This is a genomic window from Beijerinckia sp. L45, from assembly GCF_009765775.1.
Lineage (GTDB): Bacteria > Pseudomonadota > Alphaproteobacteria > Rhizobiales > Beijerinckiaceae > RH-AL1.
Window position 1 is genome coordinate 30,022 of sequence record NZ_LMUU01000172.1, and the last position, 12,602, is coordinate 42,623.

General features: G+C 59.9%; 20 protein-coding genes. 13 read left to right on the forward strand and 7 right to left on the reverse strand.

Annotated features, from left to right (window positions below):
* Positions 1–144 precede the first annotated feature (144 nt).
* From GSQ79_RS19085 to GSQ79_RS19140, 12 genes are all read left to right on the forward strand, one after another.
* The gene (locus tag GSQ79_RS19085) at positions 145–546 is read left to right on the forward strand and encodes a hypothetical protein (protein WP_158810253.1); all 402 of its coding nucleotides are present in this window, start codon (positions 145–147) and stop codon (positions 544–546) included.
* Positions 543–959 (forward strand): hypothetical protein, encoded by a 417-nt coding sequence (locus GSQ79_RS19090; RefSeq protein WP_158810254.1) that lies wholly within the window; start codon positions 543–545, stop codon positions 957–959. Before GSQ79_RS19085 ends, GSQ79_RS19090 begins: the two co-directional genes overlap by 4 nt.
* 107 nt (positions 960–1,066) lie before the next feature.
* Positions 1,067–1,594 carry a sterol desaturase family protein gene (locus GSQ79_RS19095; RefSeq protein WP_158810255.1) on the forward strand — a complete coding sequence of 176 codons (528 nt, stop codon included), beginning with the start codon at positions 1,067–1,069 and terminating at the stop codon, positions 1,592–1,594.
* 62 nt (positions 1,595–1,656) lie between these two features.
* Complete coding sequence (locus GSQ79_RS19100; RefSeq protein WP_158810256.1) at positions 1,657–2,247, forward strand: hypothetical protein; 591 nt, start codon at positions 1,657–1,659, stop codon at positions 2,245–2,247.
* Between the two features lie 37 nt (positions 2,248–2,284).
* Positions 2,285–2,665, forward strand: a complete 381-nt coding sequence (locus tag GSQ79_RS19105; RefSeq protein ID WP_158810257.1) for a hypothetical protein — start codon at positions 2,285–2,287, stop codon at positions 2,663–2,665.
* A gap of 4 nt (positions 2,666–2,669) precedes the next feature.
* Positions 2,670–3,152, forward strand: coding sequence for a hypothetical protein (locus GSQ79_RS19110; protein WP_158810258.1), 483 nt, complete (start codon positions 2,670–2,672; stop codon positions 3,150–3,152).
* 17 nt (positions 3,153–3,169) lie between these two features.
* Positions 3,170–3,358 carry a hypothetical protein gene (locus GSQ79_RS19115; protein WP_158810259.1) on the forward strand — a complete coding sequence of 63 codons (189 nt, stop codon included), beginning with the start codon at positions 3,170–3,172 and terminating at the stop codon, positions 3,356–3,358.
* A 19-nt stretch (positions 3,359–3,377) separates the two neighbouring features.
* The gene (locus GSQ79_RS19120) at positions 3,378–3,821 is read left to right on the forward strand and encodes a hypothetical protein (RefSeq protein ID WP_158810260.1); all 444 of its coding nucleotides are present in this window, start codon (positions 3,378–3,380) and stop codon (positions 3,819–3,821) included.
* Positions 3,821–4,429: a hypothetical protein gene (locus GSQ79_RS19125; RefSeq protein WP_158810261.1), complete on the forward strand. Its 609-nt coding sequence runs from the start codon at positions 3,821–3,823 to the stop codon at positions 4,427–4,429. The genes GSQ79_RS19120 and GSQ79_RS19125 overlap by 1 nt, the downstream gene beginning before the upstream one ends.
* A 1-nt stretch (position 4,430) precedes the next feature.
* Positions 4,431–5,057, forward strand: coding sequence for a hypothetical protein (locus GSQ79_RS19130; protein ID WP_158810262.1), 627 nt, complete (start codon positions 4,431–4,433; stop codon positions 5,055–5,057).
* Between the two features lie 11 nt (positions 5,058–5,068).
* Positions 5,069–5,560: a hypothetical protein gene (locus GSQ79_RS19135; RefSeq protein ID WP_158810263.1), complete on the forward strand. Its 492-nt coding sequence runs from the start codon at positions 5,069–5,071 to the stop codon at positions 5,558–5,560.
* Between the two features lie 4 nt (positions 5,561–5,564).
* Positions 5,565–5,918, forward strand: coding sequence for a hypothetical protein (locus GSQ79_RS19140; protein ID WP_158810264.1), 354 nt, complete (start codon positions 5,565–5,567; stop codon positions 5,916–5,918).
* A 132-nt stretch (positions 5,919–6,050) separates the two neighbouring features.
* Here the strand turns inward: GSQ79_RS19140 and GSQ79_RS19145 are convergent, their stop codons facing one another.
* From GSQ79_RS19145 to GSQ79_RS19175, 7 genes are all read right to left on the reverse strand, one after another.
* Positions 6,051–6,224: a hypothetical protein gene (locus GSQ79_RS19145; RefSeq protein ID WP_158810265.1), complete on the reverse strand. Its 174-nt coding sequence runs from the start codon at positions 6,222–6,224 to the stop codon at positions 6,051–6,053.
* Positions 6,225–6,251: 27 nt separating this feature from the next.
* Positions 6,252–7,268, reverse strand: a complete 1,017-nt coding sequence (gene ligD / locus GSQ79_RS19150) for a non-homologous end-joining DNA ligase (protein ID WP_158810266.1) — start codon at positions 7,266–7,268, stop codon at positions 6,252–6,254.
* 138 nt (positions 7,269–7,406) lie between these two features.
* Entirely contained in the window at positions 7,407–7,631 is a 225-nt protein-coding gene (locus GSQ79_RS19155; RefSeq protein WP_158810267.1) for a DUF2188 domain-containing protein, read from the reverse strand.
* Positions 7,628–7,993 (reverse strand): hypothetical protein, encoded by a 366-nt coding sequence (locus GSQ79_RS19160; RefSeq protein ID WP_158810268.1) that lies wholly within the window; start codon positions 7,991–7,993, stop codon positions 7,628–7,630. Before GSQ79_RS19160 ends, GSQ79_RS19155 begins: the two co-directional genes overlap by 4 nt.
* 74 nt (positions 7,994–8,067) lie before the next feature.
* Positions 8,068–8,841, reverse strand: coding sequence for a hypothetical protein (locus GSQ79_RS19165; RefSeq protein ID WP_158810269.1), 774 nt, complete (start codon positions 8,839–8,841; stop codon positions 8,068–8,070).
* Positions 8,838–9,701 carry a glycosyltransferase gene (locus tag GSQ79_RS19170; RefSeq protein WP_158810270.1) on the reverse strand — a complete coding sequence of 288 codons (864 nt, stop codon included), beginning with the start codon at positions 9,699–9,701 and terminating at the stop codon, positions 8,838–8,840. Before GSQ79_RS19170 ends, GSQ79_RS19165 begins: the two co-directional genes overlap by 4 nt.
* A gap of 155 nt (positions 9,702–9,856) precedes the next feature.
* A complete protein-coding gene (locus GSQ79_RS19175; protein ID WP_158810271.1) occupies positions 9,857–11,353 on the reverse strand; it encodes a hypothetical protein in 1,497 nt (498 codons plus the stop codon).
* 537 nt (positions 11,354–11,890) lie between these two features.
* Between GSQ79_RS19175 and GSQ79_RS19180 the strand changes: the two genes are divergently transcribed.
* Positions 11,891–12,602 (forward strand): hypothetical protein (locus tag GSQ79_RS19180; protein ID WP_210253141.1); only part of this gene is annotated, 712 nt, incomplete at its 3' end.

The window sequence follows — 12,602 nt, forward strand, 5'->3', positions numbered from 1 at the left end:
CCTGCCGGCGCTTCACAAGAGCGGCAAGTTCAAGCAGATGGGCGACGAGATCCACAGCCTCTGGATGATCGTCGATACAGAGCTCGGCGACCCGGCGCACATGCAGAGCGTCGTCGACGCTCTCAAATCGCTGGTCTCCAGCAAGTGAGCCTCGTCTCGGCCGCGACCACGCTCTTCGGACACGTCGTATCGGCCGTCGCGAAGAACTCCAGCGCCGTCACCCCAGATGAGATCGTCGCGGCCGCCAAGGTGATCGCGACGACGCGTTGGTCCGACATGGTCGCGGCCTGGCACAGCCAGGACCTCGCCACCAAAATCCTGCAGGGCGAAGTCGCACTCGATGTCGCGGCGAAGGTCGTCGCCGTCTTCATCCCGCCCGTTGCCATCTTCGCCAACGATCTCGAGGTCGCCATCGACGTCGAGAAGCTCGCCATTCCCTTCGTGGAGTGGCTCGCAGCGCAACCCGCCCCCGTCGTGCAACCCGGCGAAATCTCGGCCTGGGGTCACACCTTCACCGGCACCATCACCCAAGGAGCATTCGCATGAGCTTTCTGTCGTCCGTTACCAGCTTTTTCGTCACAACCGAGACCGAAGTCGTCACGATCGTCACCGACATCAAGATCGGTGTCGAAGCGGCGGCTAAGGATATCAGCGCCGCCCTTAAGTGGGTCGCGAGCAACACGCCGGCGATCGCCGCCGACCTTCAGCAGGTCGAGGCGATGATCGCGGCGATCGCGGCAGTCAATCCGCAGGTCGCGTCGAACGCCACCGTCAACAAAGCTATTCAGGATGCTAACGCCGCTGTGACCGCGCTGAACGCGTTTGCAACGGCTTCGAACAGCGGCACCAACGATGCCGCCGCGCTCGTCTCCGGCTACGTCGCCTTCCAGACCGCGACCGCCGCTGCAGCTTCGGCCAAGGCCGCCGTTGCCGCGACTCCGACGGTTGCCGCAGCCTAACCCCCGAACATCCGGCGCGCTCCAAGGCCGCTCTGATCACCCGCGCCTCAAGGTCCCCCCGCCAGGGCGCGCCGGATACTGTTCAACGTCCAACATCGAGGCCTGCCATGATCCCGATGCCCTCATGGCTGCCGAAGCTTGTTTGCCGAACCCGGCGGGAATATTTCGCCGACTTCTGGATCACGCCTCCGATCACGGCGACGCTGGCAGTTTATTCGGCGGCCCTCGGTTTCGATAAGCACTGGATGCTTACCTTCGCGGCCGGCTGGTTCGTCTGGACCCTTTACGAATATTTGGTCCATCGGATCTCTCACCACGCGCCTTGGCTGTCGGATCTTCACTGGCTCCATCATAGGAACCAAAAAGACTATATCGCGCTGCATCCCGCCCTAACGCTGCTTAACTACGCCGTGATCTGGCTGCTGTTCGGCTTCAACGCGGCACCCTTCGCGATCGGGTTTTCGGTCGGATACATCGTCTACGCCGGGCTGCACACCGCGTTTCACTATGCGTGGATCCGCGAGGGCGACTGGCTCTGGCCGTTGAAGCGGCACCACGTCGCCCATCATCGCTACCACGACCGCTGCTTTGGCGTGTCGACCACCCTCTGGGACCGCGTCTTCCGTACGGCCTGACCGCCCTCACCGACAGATCGACGGCCGCATTTCGAGCGGCCTTTTTCATGTCCGGAGTTTTGATGTTCAAACACTTCCACATGCCGCCGGCGCATAGCGCGTTCTGGCGGATCTGGCTCGTCGCCCTTGTGGCGATTGCCGCCTTCGCTGCCCTTGCACTAAACGCCCGTGCCGCCGAGGCGCACGTCGCCCGGCATCATCATCGGCATGTACGTCATGCCCGCCACTTCTACCACGCCCGCCCGGCCGCATCGGTCGTAGACCGGGTCGCTCGCTTCGCTCGGGCCCGGGTCGTCGACGTAGCCAGCGTCGGCGGCGTTACGACCGACGTGGTGCGCGAAGCGCTACGCTGGGTCGGCCACGGCAATATGACCGGGACGCGCGGCCCCTGGTGCCAGGACTTCGACACCTTCGTTCTGCGACGAACTGGTCACCAGACAGTAGCCTCGCGCCTTGCCCGCAATGCTGTCTACGCCGGTCGCCTGATCAGTGGTCCAGCCCCAGGCGCCATAATGTCGATGCCGCACCACACTGGCTTCGTGGTTCGCGTGCTCGGCCCCGGCCGCGTCCTGTTAATCTCCGGCAATCACGGTCACCGCGTCGGCCTCGGCGTCTATTCGACCCGCGGCGCCCGCTTCGCGCTGCCGGCGTAAGCACCGCAGCCCTTCCCGCTATTCTGGATCCGCCACCATGGCCTTCGACAGCAACTTCGGCGTCCAGGCGATCATCGAGATCGCGATACCCCTTGTCGGTGTAGTCGGAACGTATTTCACGTTCCGGGAACGATTGAGCTCGCTCATCAAACGCTACGAAGATCAGGAGAAGCGTGACGACGTGCAAAACAAGGCTCAGAAAGACCAGCACGACGACAACCTGAAACGGTTCGCGTCGATCGAGCTGCAGATCGCGCGGGACTGTGTCAAGATCGACGACTTCCGCCGGCTCGAGGACCGCATCTCGGAGAAGTTCGAGAAGGTGGAGCACACCGTAAACAACGCCGGCGTTCGAACCGTCGGCATGGTTCGAGACATGCTCCGCGATGTCCTGCCGCCGCGGTCACCGCGGGAGTAGCGCGATGTCGCGAACGATCCGCACATTCTGGACAATCTATGGGCTTGTCGCGCTCGGGTTCATTGTTCTCGTTGTAGGGCCGCGGGTCGAGGGATTTGTTCGCCCGATCCGAAGCACCCAAAGCATTGAGGATGTCGTTCGCGTTGGCGCGTTTCTCCGCTTCGACTGGGTCAGCGAAAAGATGCGCATGGCGCCGGGTGGACCGCTCGATGTCGCGCTCGTCACCGCGTCGGATCGTTTCGAGGTCACGCTCTACAACGACACCAGCCTTCCGGGCGAGCCTCGCTGCAGCCGCATTTTACCTTGGGCGCGGTCCATGACCGTAGGCGTCGGTCCGCACCGACAGTCGTATTGCGTCGAGATCCCCCGCACCGTGATGGTAAGCGACCGCATCGAACTCGTCGTCGTAGCGCACTATGGCGGTCTGCTCGGCCTCTGGGATCTTCCCGTCGCCTTTCCAGCGATCGTCTTCACGCCCCTGCAATAGCCGAGGTCGCCATGTCGGTGATGATCATCGTCGCTTACCATCTGGTAAGCGGACATTGGCGTGTCGAGCGAGCGGTTCAGTCGCACCCGATGCAGACCATGCTCTGCACGGATCACCTCACCAAAGAGCAGAAACGCGCCGACGATAACAAGACGCCGCGGACCAAGTTCGATGTGATCTGCTCGCCGCGACCGGTCGACCTTTGATCCCGCCCGGAGCAGCCTCATGACCAACATCGTTGCCGGTGCCCCGGCATTTCTGGCGCCGGATTATCGCTATGCCGGCGACGACTGGACCGGCGCCAATGCGCTGACCTACATCGTCTATGACGCGGCCCCGGTCTATGCATCCGACGGCGTCACGATCACGACACCCGGCGTCGCGCGGAACCTCACCGGCGTCACGGTCACCGGCACCCTCAGCTATCTGCAGCGCGCCGGCCAATGCATCCCTAACCGCAGCCCGCGCCTCATCACGATGACGGGCGCCTTGATTGATCCGGTCAACGGTGTCATCGCGCTGTCGCTCGCCGCGGCGCAGACAATCTTCCCGGCGCAGGCCTTCGAGGCGTGGGGTGACCCGCGCCGCGCCTTGCTCATCGCGCAGCCGAAAGTCGTCGGGACGGACGGCGCCGTCTCGATCGGCAAGCAACCCCTGTTCGTGTTCTGATGTCGACGATCGTCGGGATCAGTGGTGCCCGGGCCGCGGCGGCCGTCGTTCGCCATAGCCAGACCGGTGTCGCCGGTAGCCTGCGTCCGCCGTTAGGCGCCGTCGTCGCGATCGCGGAGCACGCGTTCATGGGTTTCGGCATGGTCCGATACCTGGAAGCCACGTCGGACCAAGCGCTGACGCTAAGCCCGGACACCTCGGCGCAGATCGTGATGACGATCGATCCGACGCAGACCGTCAACGCGCTCCAGGCGCCGTTCGCGGCCACGCCGTTCTGGAACGGTCAAAAGATCGTGGCACGTCAGGCCAACGACGTCTTCGAGGTGCGCGTCACCATGAACGTGACGACGATGCTCGCTGGCGGGCATCTCGATCTCGTGGCCGATCTTCTCGTCGGGAATACCGCGAATGGCGGTCCCGTGCTCGATACCGGGTCCGCCACGCTGCCGAGCCAAGCCGGCTCGCTGGAGCGCGTCGGTTACAAACTGCTCCTCTTTGCCGGCGCGACCCTGACGACGACCGGCGCCGGTCTCTTCCTGACCTCGTCCGTTCCCGTGACCGTCAGCGGTTTCTCGATCCTCATCGTGCCGATTTCAGCGGGATCCTGACGTGCAACCGACCCGCATCTTCTTCAACGCGAACGAGCTGCTGATCGACTCGATCCCGCAGCCGTTCATCGCGGGCTCGCTTATCGCATCGCTCAACAATGGCGTCGTTCAGATACAGCGTCCGGAGAGCGACTATCTCTTCGCCGCGCTTCCATGGCCGTCGGTTGCAGACCGCTCCGGCGCCACGTTCGATAGTGCCGATGCCGTCATGGCCTATCTGGCCGTGGAGCTCGCGAAACAGAAGCCGGCGGGCGATTCCTTTGGTCTCGCGACACCGCTCGCGCAGGACGTCGTCGCTGGGCAGCCGCTGGCGATCTCGCGCGCAACCGGGCAACTGGTACTGGCGCGCGCCGACACCTACGCCCTGGCTTTCGTCGCCGGCCTGGCGCCGGCCGATGAGGCTGCCGGATTCGCGCTGCAACCGGGCCGCGGCACCGTCACGATCGCGGACTGGTCGGCCATCACGGGGGCCGCGCAGCTGTCACCCGGCCAACCCTACTTTCTCGCCGCCGCTGGAGGCATGACCACTGCGGCACTTTCGCCAGGCGCGCTGTGCGTGGCCCGCGTCGGCATCGCGGCATCCCCTTCGACGCTCATCGTCGATCCCTTCGATCCCATCCTGCTTTGAGGACCTGATAGATGACTGTTCGTGCCCCGCTCGTTCTTGGCCCCGACGGGCTCCCGCAGCAGCTGCAATCCGGAGATTCGATCTCGGCGCCGGTCAACACGCCGTCGATCCGCGCCGTGGCGAACAACGAGACGGCGGTTGCGCTCGCTTTTGGCCAGCCGGTCTACGCGAACGCCGCCGACGGTGTGAAGCGGGCACAGGCGAACTCGAAAACGACGTCGAAGCTGGCCGGTCTCGTCTATGATGCTACGATCGCAGCCGGCGCCAACGGCAACATCGCGCAGTCCGGGGTTCTGGTCGGCACGACGGCGCAGTGGGATGCGGCCGTGACCGGCCAGACCGGCGGCCTCACGTTCGGGTCGCTCTACTTCCTCGACCCGGGCAACGTCGGCAAGCTGACGACGACGCCGCCGACGACCGTCGGGACCTGTAACGTCGCGATCGGGACCGCGCTGTCCGCGACAGAACTCGAGTTGCAGATCGCGCAACCGATCCTGCTCTGACGCTATGACCCAACGCCGCCCGCTCGTCATCGGTCCGGACGGATTGAGCCAGCAGCTGCAGGCCGGTGACACCACGTCGGTCCACGGCAAGTTCACCGGCACCAGCACGTTTGGTTTCTCGATCTCGCTCGGTCAGACGCAGACTTCGACCCTGGCCGTGACGCCGGCCGTCAGCGGTGACAGTCTTGCGGCAGGTGAGGATATCTCGCTGATGCCAACAGCTGCTCTACCGGCTGGGATCAACATCGCCTTCTTCTTCGTGTCGGCGACCAACACGGTGACGATCGGGTTCACGTCGTCGGCGCTGATCACGCTCAGCTCGACCACGATTAGCTGGCGCGTCACGGCGCACCGCTAAAGCTGCGCTAGGGCATGCATCTTCGCGCAAGCTTCGCCATTTAAACTGCCGACCAGCCGGTTACGATCCGGCACGACAGTAGCCCATGACTCGCCCCGTCTCTGCTTCGGCAGGGGCGGGGCTTTTTTCGTTTCAGTGCCAACGACGCCAAAAAGTTATGACGTAGTCGAAGGCGGCTCCGAAGACGAACGAAGACACGACGAGGCCGCACAGGCTGAGAAGGATCACCAGCTTGGCTTTGGGTTGTTTTGCCACTCCCGCCGCGAAGATGTTTGCAGAAAGGCAAGCTCCGGCGAGCGCCAGCACCAACGCTAGCCCTATCATCGAGGTTCTTCAGGCATCGACCAGGCCCTTGTAGCTCGCGTGGCGCAGCTCGCCAGATCCCGTCAGCCCGCGATACGCGATCTCCGCCTGAAGGTCCGGCCGCACCCACACCGCACCTTTCGTCTTCAGCCCGGGCACCGCGCACTTCGGCGTCGCGATGGCATCCATTTTCGTCCGTAGCATCGCGGCGACCGCGTCGCTGAAACCGGTGCCGACAGACCCGACCGAGACCAGCTTGGCGCCGTCGAACCGCGCCAGCTTCAGATTCGCCAGCGCGCCGCGGACCGCGCCTGACGTCGGCTGATAGCCGACGATGACGAAGGCGTCGGACAGGACGCATTTCGTCTTCAGCCAGGTCTTCACCCGGCCGGAGCGATACTGCGCGTCGAGCCGCTTCGACACGATGCCCTCGAGGTCGTGCTCGCAGGCGACACGGAAGAGTTCGGCACCGGCGCCTGTGAATTCCTCGCTCATGAGGATGGTGCCGGACTTCTTCAGAAGCGTGTCGAGCAGGGCGCGGCGCTCCTCGAGTGGCTTCGCTCGCAGATCCTCGCCGTCGAGGAAGAGGAGATCGAAGGCGTACATCACGGCGGCCTCGGCGCCGTGCTTCGACAGTGCAGCTTGCAGCTCCGCGAAATTCGAGCGGCCCTTGCCATCCAGGATGACGGCCTCGCCATCGATGACGGCGGAGCGCGCTTTAAGGCCGGGGAGGGCGGCGGCGATCGCCGGAAAGCGCGTGGTCCAGTCGTGGCCGTTGCGGGTGCGGATCGTGGCCTTGCCGGCAGCGAGGTAGGCGGAGATGCGGTAGCCGTCCCACTTGATCTCGTGCACCCACTGCGCGCCGATCGGCGGCTTGTCGACGAGCGTCGGTAGCGAAGGCTTGACCCATTTCGGCAGTGGCTGATCGAAGAGGCCGGTCTGGCGAGGGTCACTCGGCTTCGCTACAACGGCACGGCCGGCGAGCCGCTCGGCGCCGAGGTCGTCGGTCTTGCGCGTTTGAGGTGGTTTGCGTGGCGGCTTCGGCATAAGCCGACGATGCCGCAAGGTCGTTAAGGCAGCGTTCCGGCCGCTGGCATGCAGTCTGCTTGGGCAACTTGGACACCCGAAGGGCGTTCCTCCGAAACCTTCCCGTCCTCGCTTCGGCGAGGGCGGCCTTTTTGCGTTTCAGGCCCGTCGATGTGGTCGAGCGCGGTTCGGCGGCGCCGTCAAACACCACTCGATGATCTCGGCCGCGTCCGCCGCGACCTCGCCGCCTCGACGCTCAATCCGCAAGACCTCGAGCCCATCCCGCCGCAGATCGCGCGCGTAATCCAGCGCCTCGTCTTTGGTGTCCATGGCGGACGACACCATGTCCGCGCCGTCGTCGAGCGCGATGATCCGGAAGCTCATAGCGGGTCCGCCGGCCGCGCCTCGCGCGTCTCGACGAGCCTGATGCCCTGGCGCAACGTGACGCGGAAACCGAGGCGCTCCTTGCAGGCCTGTTCAAAGGCGGCGCGGGCGACCAGCATTCCGGAGGTGCGCGCCATCGTCTCGATGATGCCCCCCTCTTTGCTCCAAACATCGATCGTAAAATTGGCCTCGTCACGTGGGTAGGCCGTGACATCGGCATAGAACGAGAGTGCGCGGCTGACGAGCTGCTGCGTCTCTGGGGTGAGGGTGAGACGGCGCGTCGCATCCGTCGCGCCGAAGCGCTTGGCTAGCGCCTGAAGGTCATGGGCGGACGGTAGGATCGGCTTCTGGTCGCGGCGCATGTTCTTATTTTGTTCACGCGGGCGGGGGAGAGTCAATGTAAGTTCGGCACCACGGATCACCGCACTTTCGATATTCAATTAGCGTCGAAACCTATTGGTCCGTATTCGGGGGTTGCCGACGTTCCAACTTGTTCGAAGTGAGCTGCAGACGCGGGACGCCACGCAAGATACGCATCATGCAATAGAGGTGCATCGAGGACGCTCATCTCAGCAGCCTCTATCGGAAACAGCTGGTTTTGCCGGTTCGCGGCAGGTTGTCCATGATCGTCGTACCGCGCCGCCTTCCTCACGCGATCATCCCAACTCAGAAACTCCCAAGCCAAGTGATATGCACAAGCTTCGGGGGGAAAAAATATAGGCACATCCACATGGATCCCGGGGGTATGAATTGCGGTGTTGTACTGCACCCGTTTGCGGTTAAAAAGGCGCCACTGTCGCTGGTTAGTTGGTGTGAAGCGATCAGCGCGAGCGCTAAGAAGGCGATTATTCCGCCACAGTACCTGATGACGCTCAAAGCCTCCAATCCCTTGCGCATCAACGGAAACTAGGTTCGTACAAGCCTCGAGGAGCGCAATGGAGGGGATCTCGTCGCAATCGAGCCGGAGGATCCAATCAGTCGGCGAAGCGGCCGCGAACTTCTCATAGCCGTTCTCGATAAAAGGCTTGTCATTATCAAACGCCCCGAACTCACAACCGAGGCTGTCCAGCGCTGCCTTCGCTGCTGGAGCGTGCTTACTGTCGAGCACATAACGGGGCTCGACCCCAATACAACCAAAATAGAAAGCAGAAAACTTGAGCGCATCAATCTCGTCAAAGACTGGTATCTGTATCGTATATGGGATCTTCATGGTTTTTCCAGAATAGGATGCGGATTTTGCATAGCGAACTCTACATTTTCAGAAGAGAGGTATTCGCGGATCCACCCCTCATTCATATGTTCATAGATACAACTGCGCAACGATTGTTCATCTACAGGAGTAAGATTAGTCAGGGAGGGGCCAGCGCCGTAAGTGAGATAAAGCAACTCTAGATAAGACCCTTTAGGCGGGAGGAAGCGACTCTGGTCAAACTGCAGTCTTCTTCGAAAACGGCTAGTGTAAATATGAGTGAACGGGCTGTCGCATGTCCGCTCGATCAATTCATTCCGGTATTCCGGCAAAAGGAACTTTGCTGACTCCGCCCAGAAAATCGGATAGAAATCGTTTGTAGGCCAGCGTTGTTCTTCCATGTGCGCTTCTTGGATCAGGCGCGTGAGAAGAACCGGGCCAGTTGTGCCCCATCCTGTATCAGGGTTGCTGTCCAAATAGCGAACTGCTTCGCGAATAATTGGATGGCCACGGGTAAATTTGATTTGGCCGTTTGCAAATTTCTCTCCGCGTCCTTCCCGTGCAAATGCAACATCAGCCTGTTTTATAGAACTCGAGTTACAGACTACATCAGTGTCCACCCACCATCCACCTTCCTGCAGCAAGAGCTTATATCGAAATACGTCAGACAAGCTTTCGAAGCCACCGTGAGCTAGATAAATTCTGTCTCTCGGAAGTATAAGGCTAGCGTCCTTTAAAGCTATATGCTTTCCAGCGTTTACGATATTTTCGTAAGTATAAAGGTTTAAGCTGTGGCCGTGATAAACGAATGAATTCATACAGGCAATTGCGATGGGACATAGTTCTCTACCATGCCAGAAGGTGTTAAAAACTTCGCGCATTTAGCTAGCTCCGCAGTCGATCTACAACTCAGGGCACAGGCCGCTGTACGCCAGTTCTTGAGCGACCCAAGTAGAAGAAGCCGGGCACAAGCCGCCAATCGGCTCTGGCCCCTTTCCGTTAGGCCGCTGAGCGGCAGCAGGTGCTTTCATCGCTGTTAATCAGGTGCCTCATTTACCTCGTCAAAACGTCTGTACAGTCGCGACAGTAAACGAAGTCTCGGGACCCCGCTGACAAGCCTATGTAGCCATTTTTGGCGGGCGTTGAACAATTCGTCGCGAAGATCCTTTGCTTCGGCGGAGAGAGCATTCATACTTGCCTCGAGCTTCATTCGTGCAGCCTCAGATGCCTCAAGTTGCACAACAAGAGCACTTTGCTGGTCAGTCAGTCGTTTGACTGCTTCTGCGTGCAATACGCTGACTTGATGCAATGCGGCCTCCAAAGTCTCGGTTTGCGCGGCGCACGCGTTTCGCTCATTGATTACCCTCCGGAGCGCTTCGGCATTCGCAGCGTAATGCAGTCCGCGCGCTGTGTCCGAGGCGGAAAGCCGTTCAGCAAGCGAATCCCGTTCTCTGCTCAACACAGCAAGAGCTTCAGTATGTGCGGTGTGTTCAGCCAAATGGACGTTTGAAAGGTTCGAATACTGAAGCGTCAATCTTTCGACTTCGCTTTGCAGGGCGTCGCCTCGTGTAAATTGCGCGCTCAGCTGGCCGTCGATAGCTGCAATTCGGTGTGTCCAAACAGATCTTGATTTGCGATTGAAGAACTCGTGTCGTTCCCACTCCATCAAAGCCATGTTTTTGGCTTGGTCGACGAAAGCCACACCCTTCGGAGAGACCGTGTCAGCGGGAATCAGTTTCGCGAACTGCTCGATTGTGTCTCGCATCGCCCGCGGCGATTCGACAACAAAGTTGTTGATTTCGAATGTCTGATGGATGTCCGATAAATCGATGTCATGCCGTGCTATCTGCGACAATTCAAATTCAACAATCTGTCGCAAATGCCTGTCCCTGGCGATTGCAGTGAAGTCAACGAGGAGATCGGCAGCATCGAACGCAATACTGTAAAGATAAAGATGCAGTAAGACAAATACTTGAAAGACATCTTCAGGTGGTAGCGACGGGTTCTTAATATCAAACCAGTCTGCTAAGCTACGAAGATATGGATTATCTGACGCCCCCGTAACTGTCGCCCTAATTGTCTCTAAAAAGAAAGGGTTTCCTCCTTCTGCCTGCCCGCAGTAGGAAGCCCATTGGTGAAACAAGTTTCTGTGCAGAAACACTGTCCGGCCGCCGAAAGCCCGGCGTAATGCACGCGAGCGTCCCAACGATCTCGTGCAAGAAAGAAGAGGGATCTTTTTGTTCGAAGAGGCGGCGGAAACGAGGCGATCAACATAAGAAATCTCTGCCGGGGACAGATCGGCATCTGGACCACCGACAGGTAGAAACGTCTCATAGGCCATGCTCCGCGAGAAGCCGCTAATGCCGCCTTCGGATTTTAAAAAAGGTAAGAATTCTAGAAAGTAAGGGGACGAGACTGGGTGTCGGGAATCCCATTGTGTGAAGTCTATCTGCTTCGCCTGCGAAGCGGTGAGCGTCTCAAGGACTTCATGGAATATTTCATAATAGGCAGTTGTGCTCGGCGAAGCGCGCATCTTTTGCCAGAGCCATGTGCTGCCTGTTCTAAAGCTTGAGTGAAGAAAGATCGGCTCTGATGTGGGAGCGGCAGTCGGAGCGACCGACCTAAGCATGAGACTATCTAACCCACGATCCGCGCTCACGCGTCGGTCTCCCATCGAGACGCCCGATCCGTTAATGCTAACAATTTGATGTACTGCAGGTGTAAACTACAAAATCGAAAACGCACTTCGATAACCCTCAGACTTGTGGTCTTGAAATACGTTCAATCCAAAAGCCTGCATATGCAGGGGCTAATCACATGAACGTGAACGAGCGGGCGGGCAGATGCTGCGCGGGCCTGCGTGCAGCCTTTAGACGAGCGGCGGACTCAAGGATGAAGCGGAGCGTGTCACTGTCGCGTGTCCCAAGCGCGTTCCATCTTCATCTAGATTTCTGGCGACCGCCGGGGTTGCCACGGTTTCCTTTTTGGAAGGGCATGGTCTGAAGAGCTAAAGGGTTGATCGATGGCCCGCGACAGCGCACAAGGCGCCCTTTCGTAAGGGCTGATTATCATGACGACTCCCGACCAGCAGGATGAGCTCACGGCCTCCGCGGCACTGTTGGTCGAAGCCCTCAAAGAGGAGGGGTGGGGTAGGCTCATTAACTTCGATATTTCGGAGTGCTACATAACCAATACTCAAGGCTGGTATATCGATCTCGCCATTTTTGACAAAAGCCGTCCAGTACTTGGTCTTTGGCTCGAATATGCCCTCGATCGCGAGACGCGGGGCTACTGGGTCGGATTTCATGAGAAGAAGGCGATTATGGATCGCTTCCTCAAAGATCTGAACCCCAAGGACTTCCAAAACTTAGGGACCGCGGATTACGAACAGGAGGAACACGCCCGCGTTTTGGTGAATGTTCCCGAACGTGCACAGGATGGGTTTCCTGTCTTCGACAAGGGCTGGAAGGGCGCTCACTACTACGGCATCTATGGCCGAGTTGGGCAGCCATTCGACACAGCGCGTTTCTCGATGTTCCTGAGCAAGACCTTCAAAGCTTTGCCGGAATTTAATACCGGAGGCATTTACAACAAGATCGAGAATAAACGGATCGTCGGCATTCACCAGCGCTTTGACCGGAGCAAGCTGCTTGCAAAACTGTGCAAGGAGCGTGACGGCTATCGTTGTCAGGTCTGCGATCTATCGTTCGTCGAGGTGTATGGAGAATTGGGCCTGGAATTTGCCGAGGCCCACCATACCATGCATCTGTCGAAGCTTGTCG

Coding starts and splice junctions, on each gene's coding strand:
- GSQ79_RS19155 (WP_158810267.1), bottom strand. CDS start 7,631: ATGAGCTTCCGGATCATCGCGCTCGACGACGGCGCGGACATGGTGTCG.
- ligD (WP_158810266.1), bottom strand. CDS start 7,268: ATGCCGAAGCCGCCACGCAAACCACCTCAAACGCGCAAGACCGACGAC.
- GSQ79_RS19120 (WP_158810260.1), top strand. CDS start 3,378: ATGACCAACATCGTTGCCGGTGCCCCGGCATTTCTGGCGCCGGATTAT.
- GSQ79_RS19110 (WP_158810258.1), top strand. CDS start 2,670: ATGTCGCGAACGATCCGCACATTCTGGACAATCTATGGGCTTGTCGCG.
- GSQ79_RS19100 (WP_158810256.1), top strand. CDS start 1,657: ATGTTCAAACACTTCCACATGCCGCCGGCGCATAGCGCGTTCTGGCGG.
- GSQ79_RS19125 (WP_158810261.1), top strand. CDS start 3,821: ATGTCGACGATCGTCGGGATCAGTGGTGCCCGGGCCGCGGCGGCCGTC.
- GSQ79_RS19160 (WP_158810268.1), bottom strand. CDS start 7,993: ATGCGCCGCGACCAGAAGCCGATCCTACCGTCCGCCCATGACCTTCAG.
- GSQ79_RS19165 (WP_158810269.1), bottom strand. CDS start 8,841: ATGAAGATCCCATATACGATACAGATACCAGTCTTTGACGAGATTGAT.
- GSQ79_RS19140 (WP_158810264.1), top strand. CDS start 5,565: ATGACCCAACGCCGCCCGCTCGTCATCGGTCCGGACGGATTGAGCCAG.
- GSQ79_RS19090 (WP_158810254.1), top strand. CDS start 543: ATGAGCTTTCTGTCGTCCGTTACCAGCTTTTTCGTCACAACCGAGACC.
- GSQ79_RS19105 (WP_158810257.1), top strand. CDS start 2,285: ATGGCCTTCGACAGCAACTTCGGCGTCCAGGCGATCATCGAGATCGCG.
- GSQ79_RS19095 (WP_158810255.1), top strand. CDS start 1,067: ATGATCCCGATGCCCTCATGGCTGCCGAAGCTTGTTTGCCGAACCCGG.
- GSQ79_RS19175 (WP_158810271.1), bottom strand. CDS start 11,353: ATGCGCGCTTCGCCGAGCACAACTGCCTATTATGAAATATTCCATGAA.
- GSQ79_RS19170 (WP_158810270.1), bottom strand. CDS start 9,701: ATGCGCGAAGTTTTTAACACCTTCTGGCATGGTAGAGAACTATGTCCC.
- GSQ79_RS19135 (WP_158810263.1), top strand. CDS start 5,069: ATGACTGTTCGTGCCCCGCTCGTTCTTGGCCCCGACGGGCTCCCGCAG.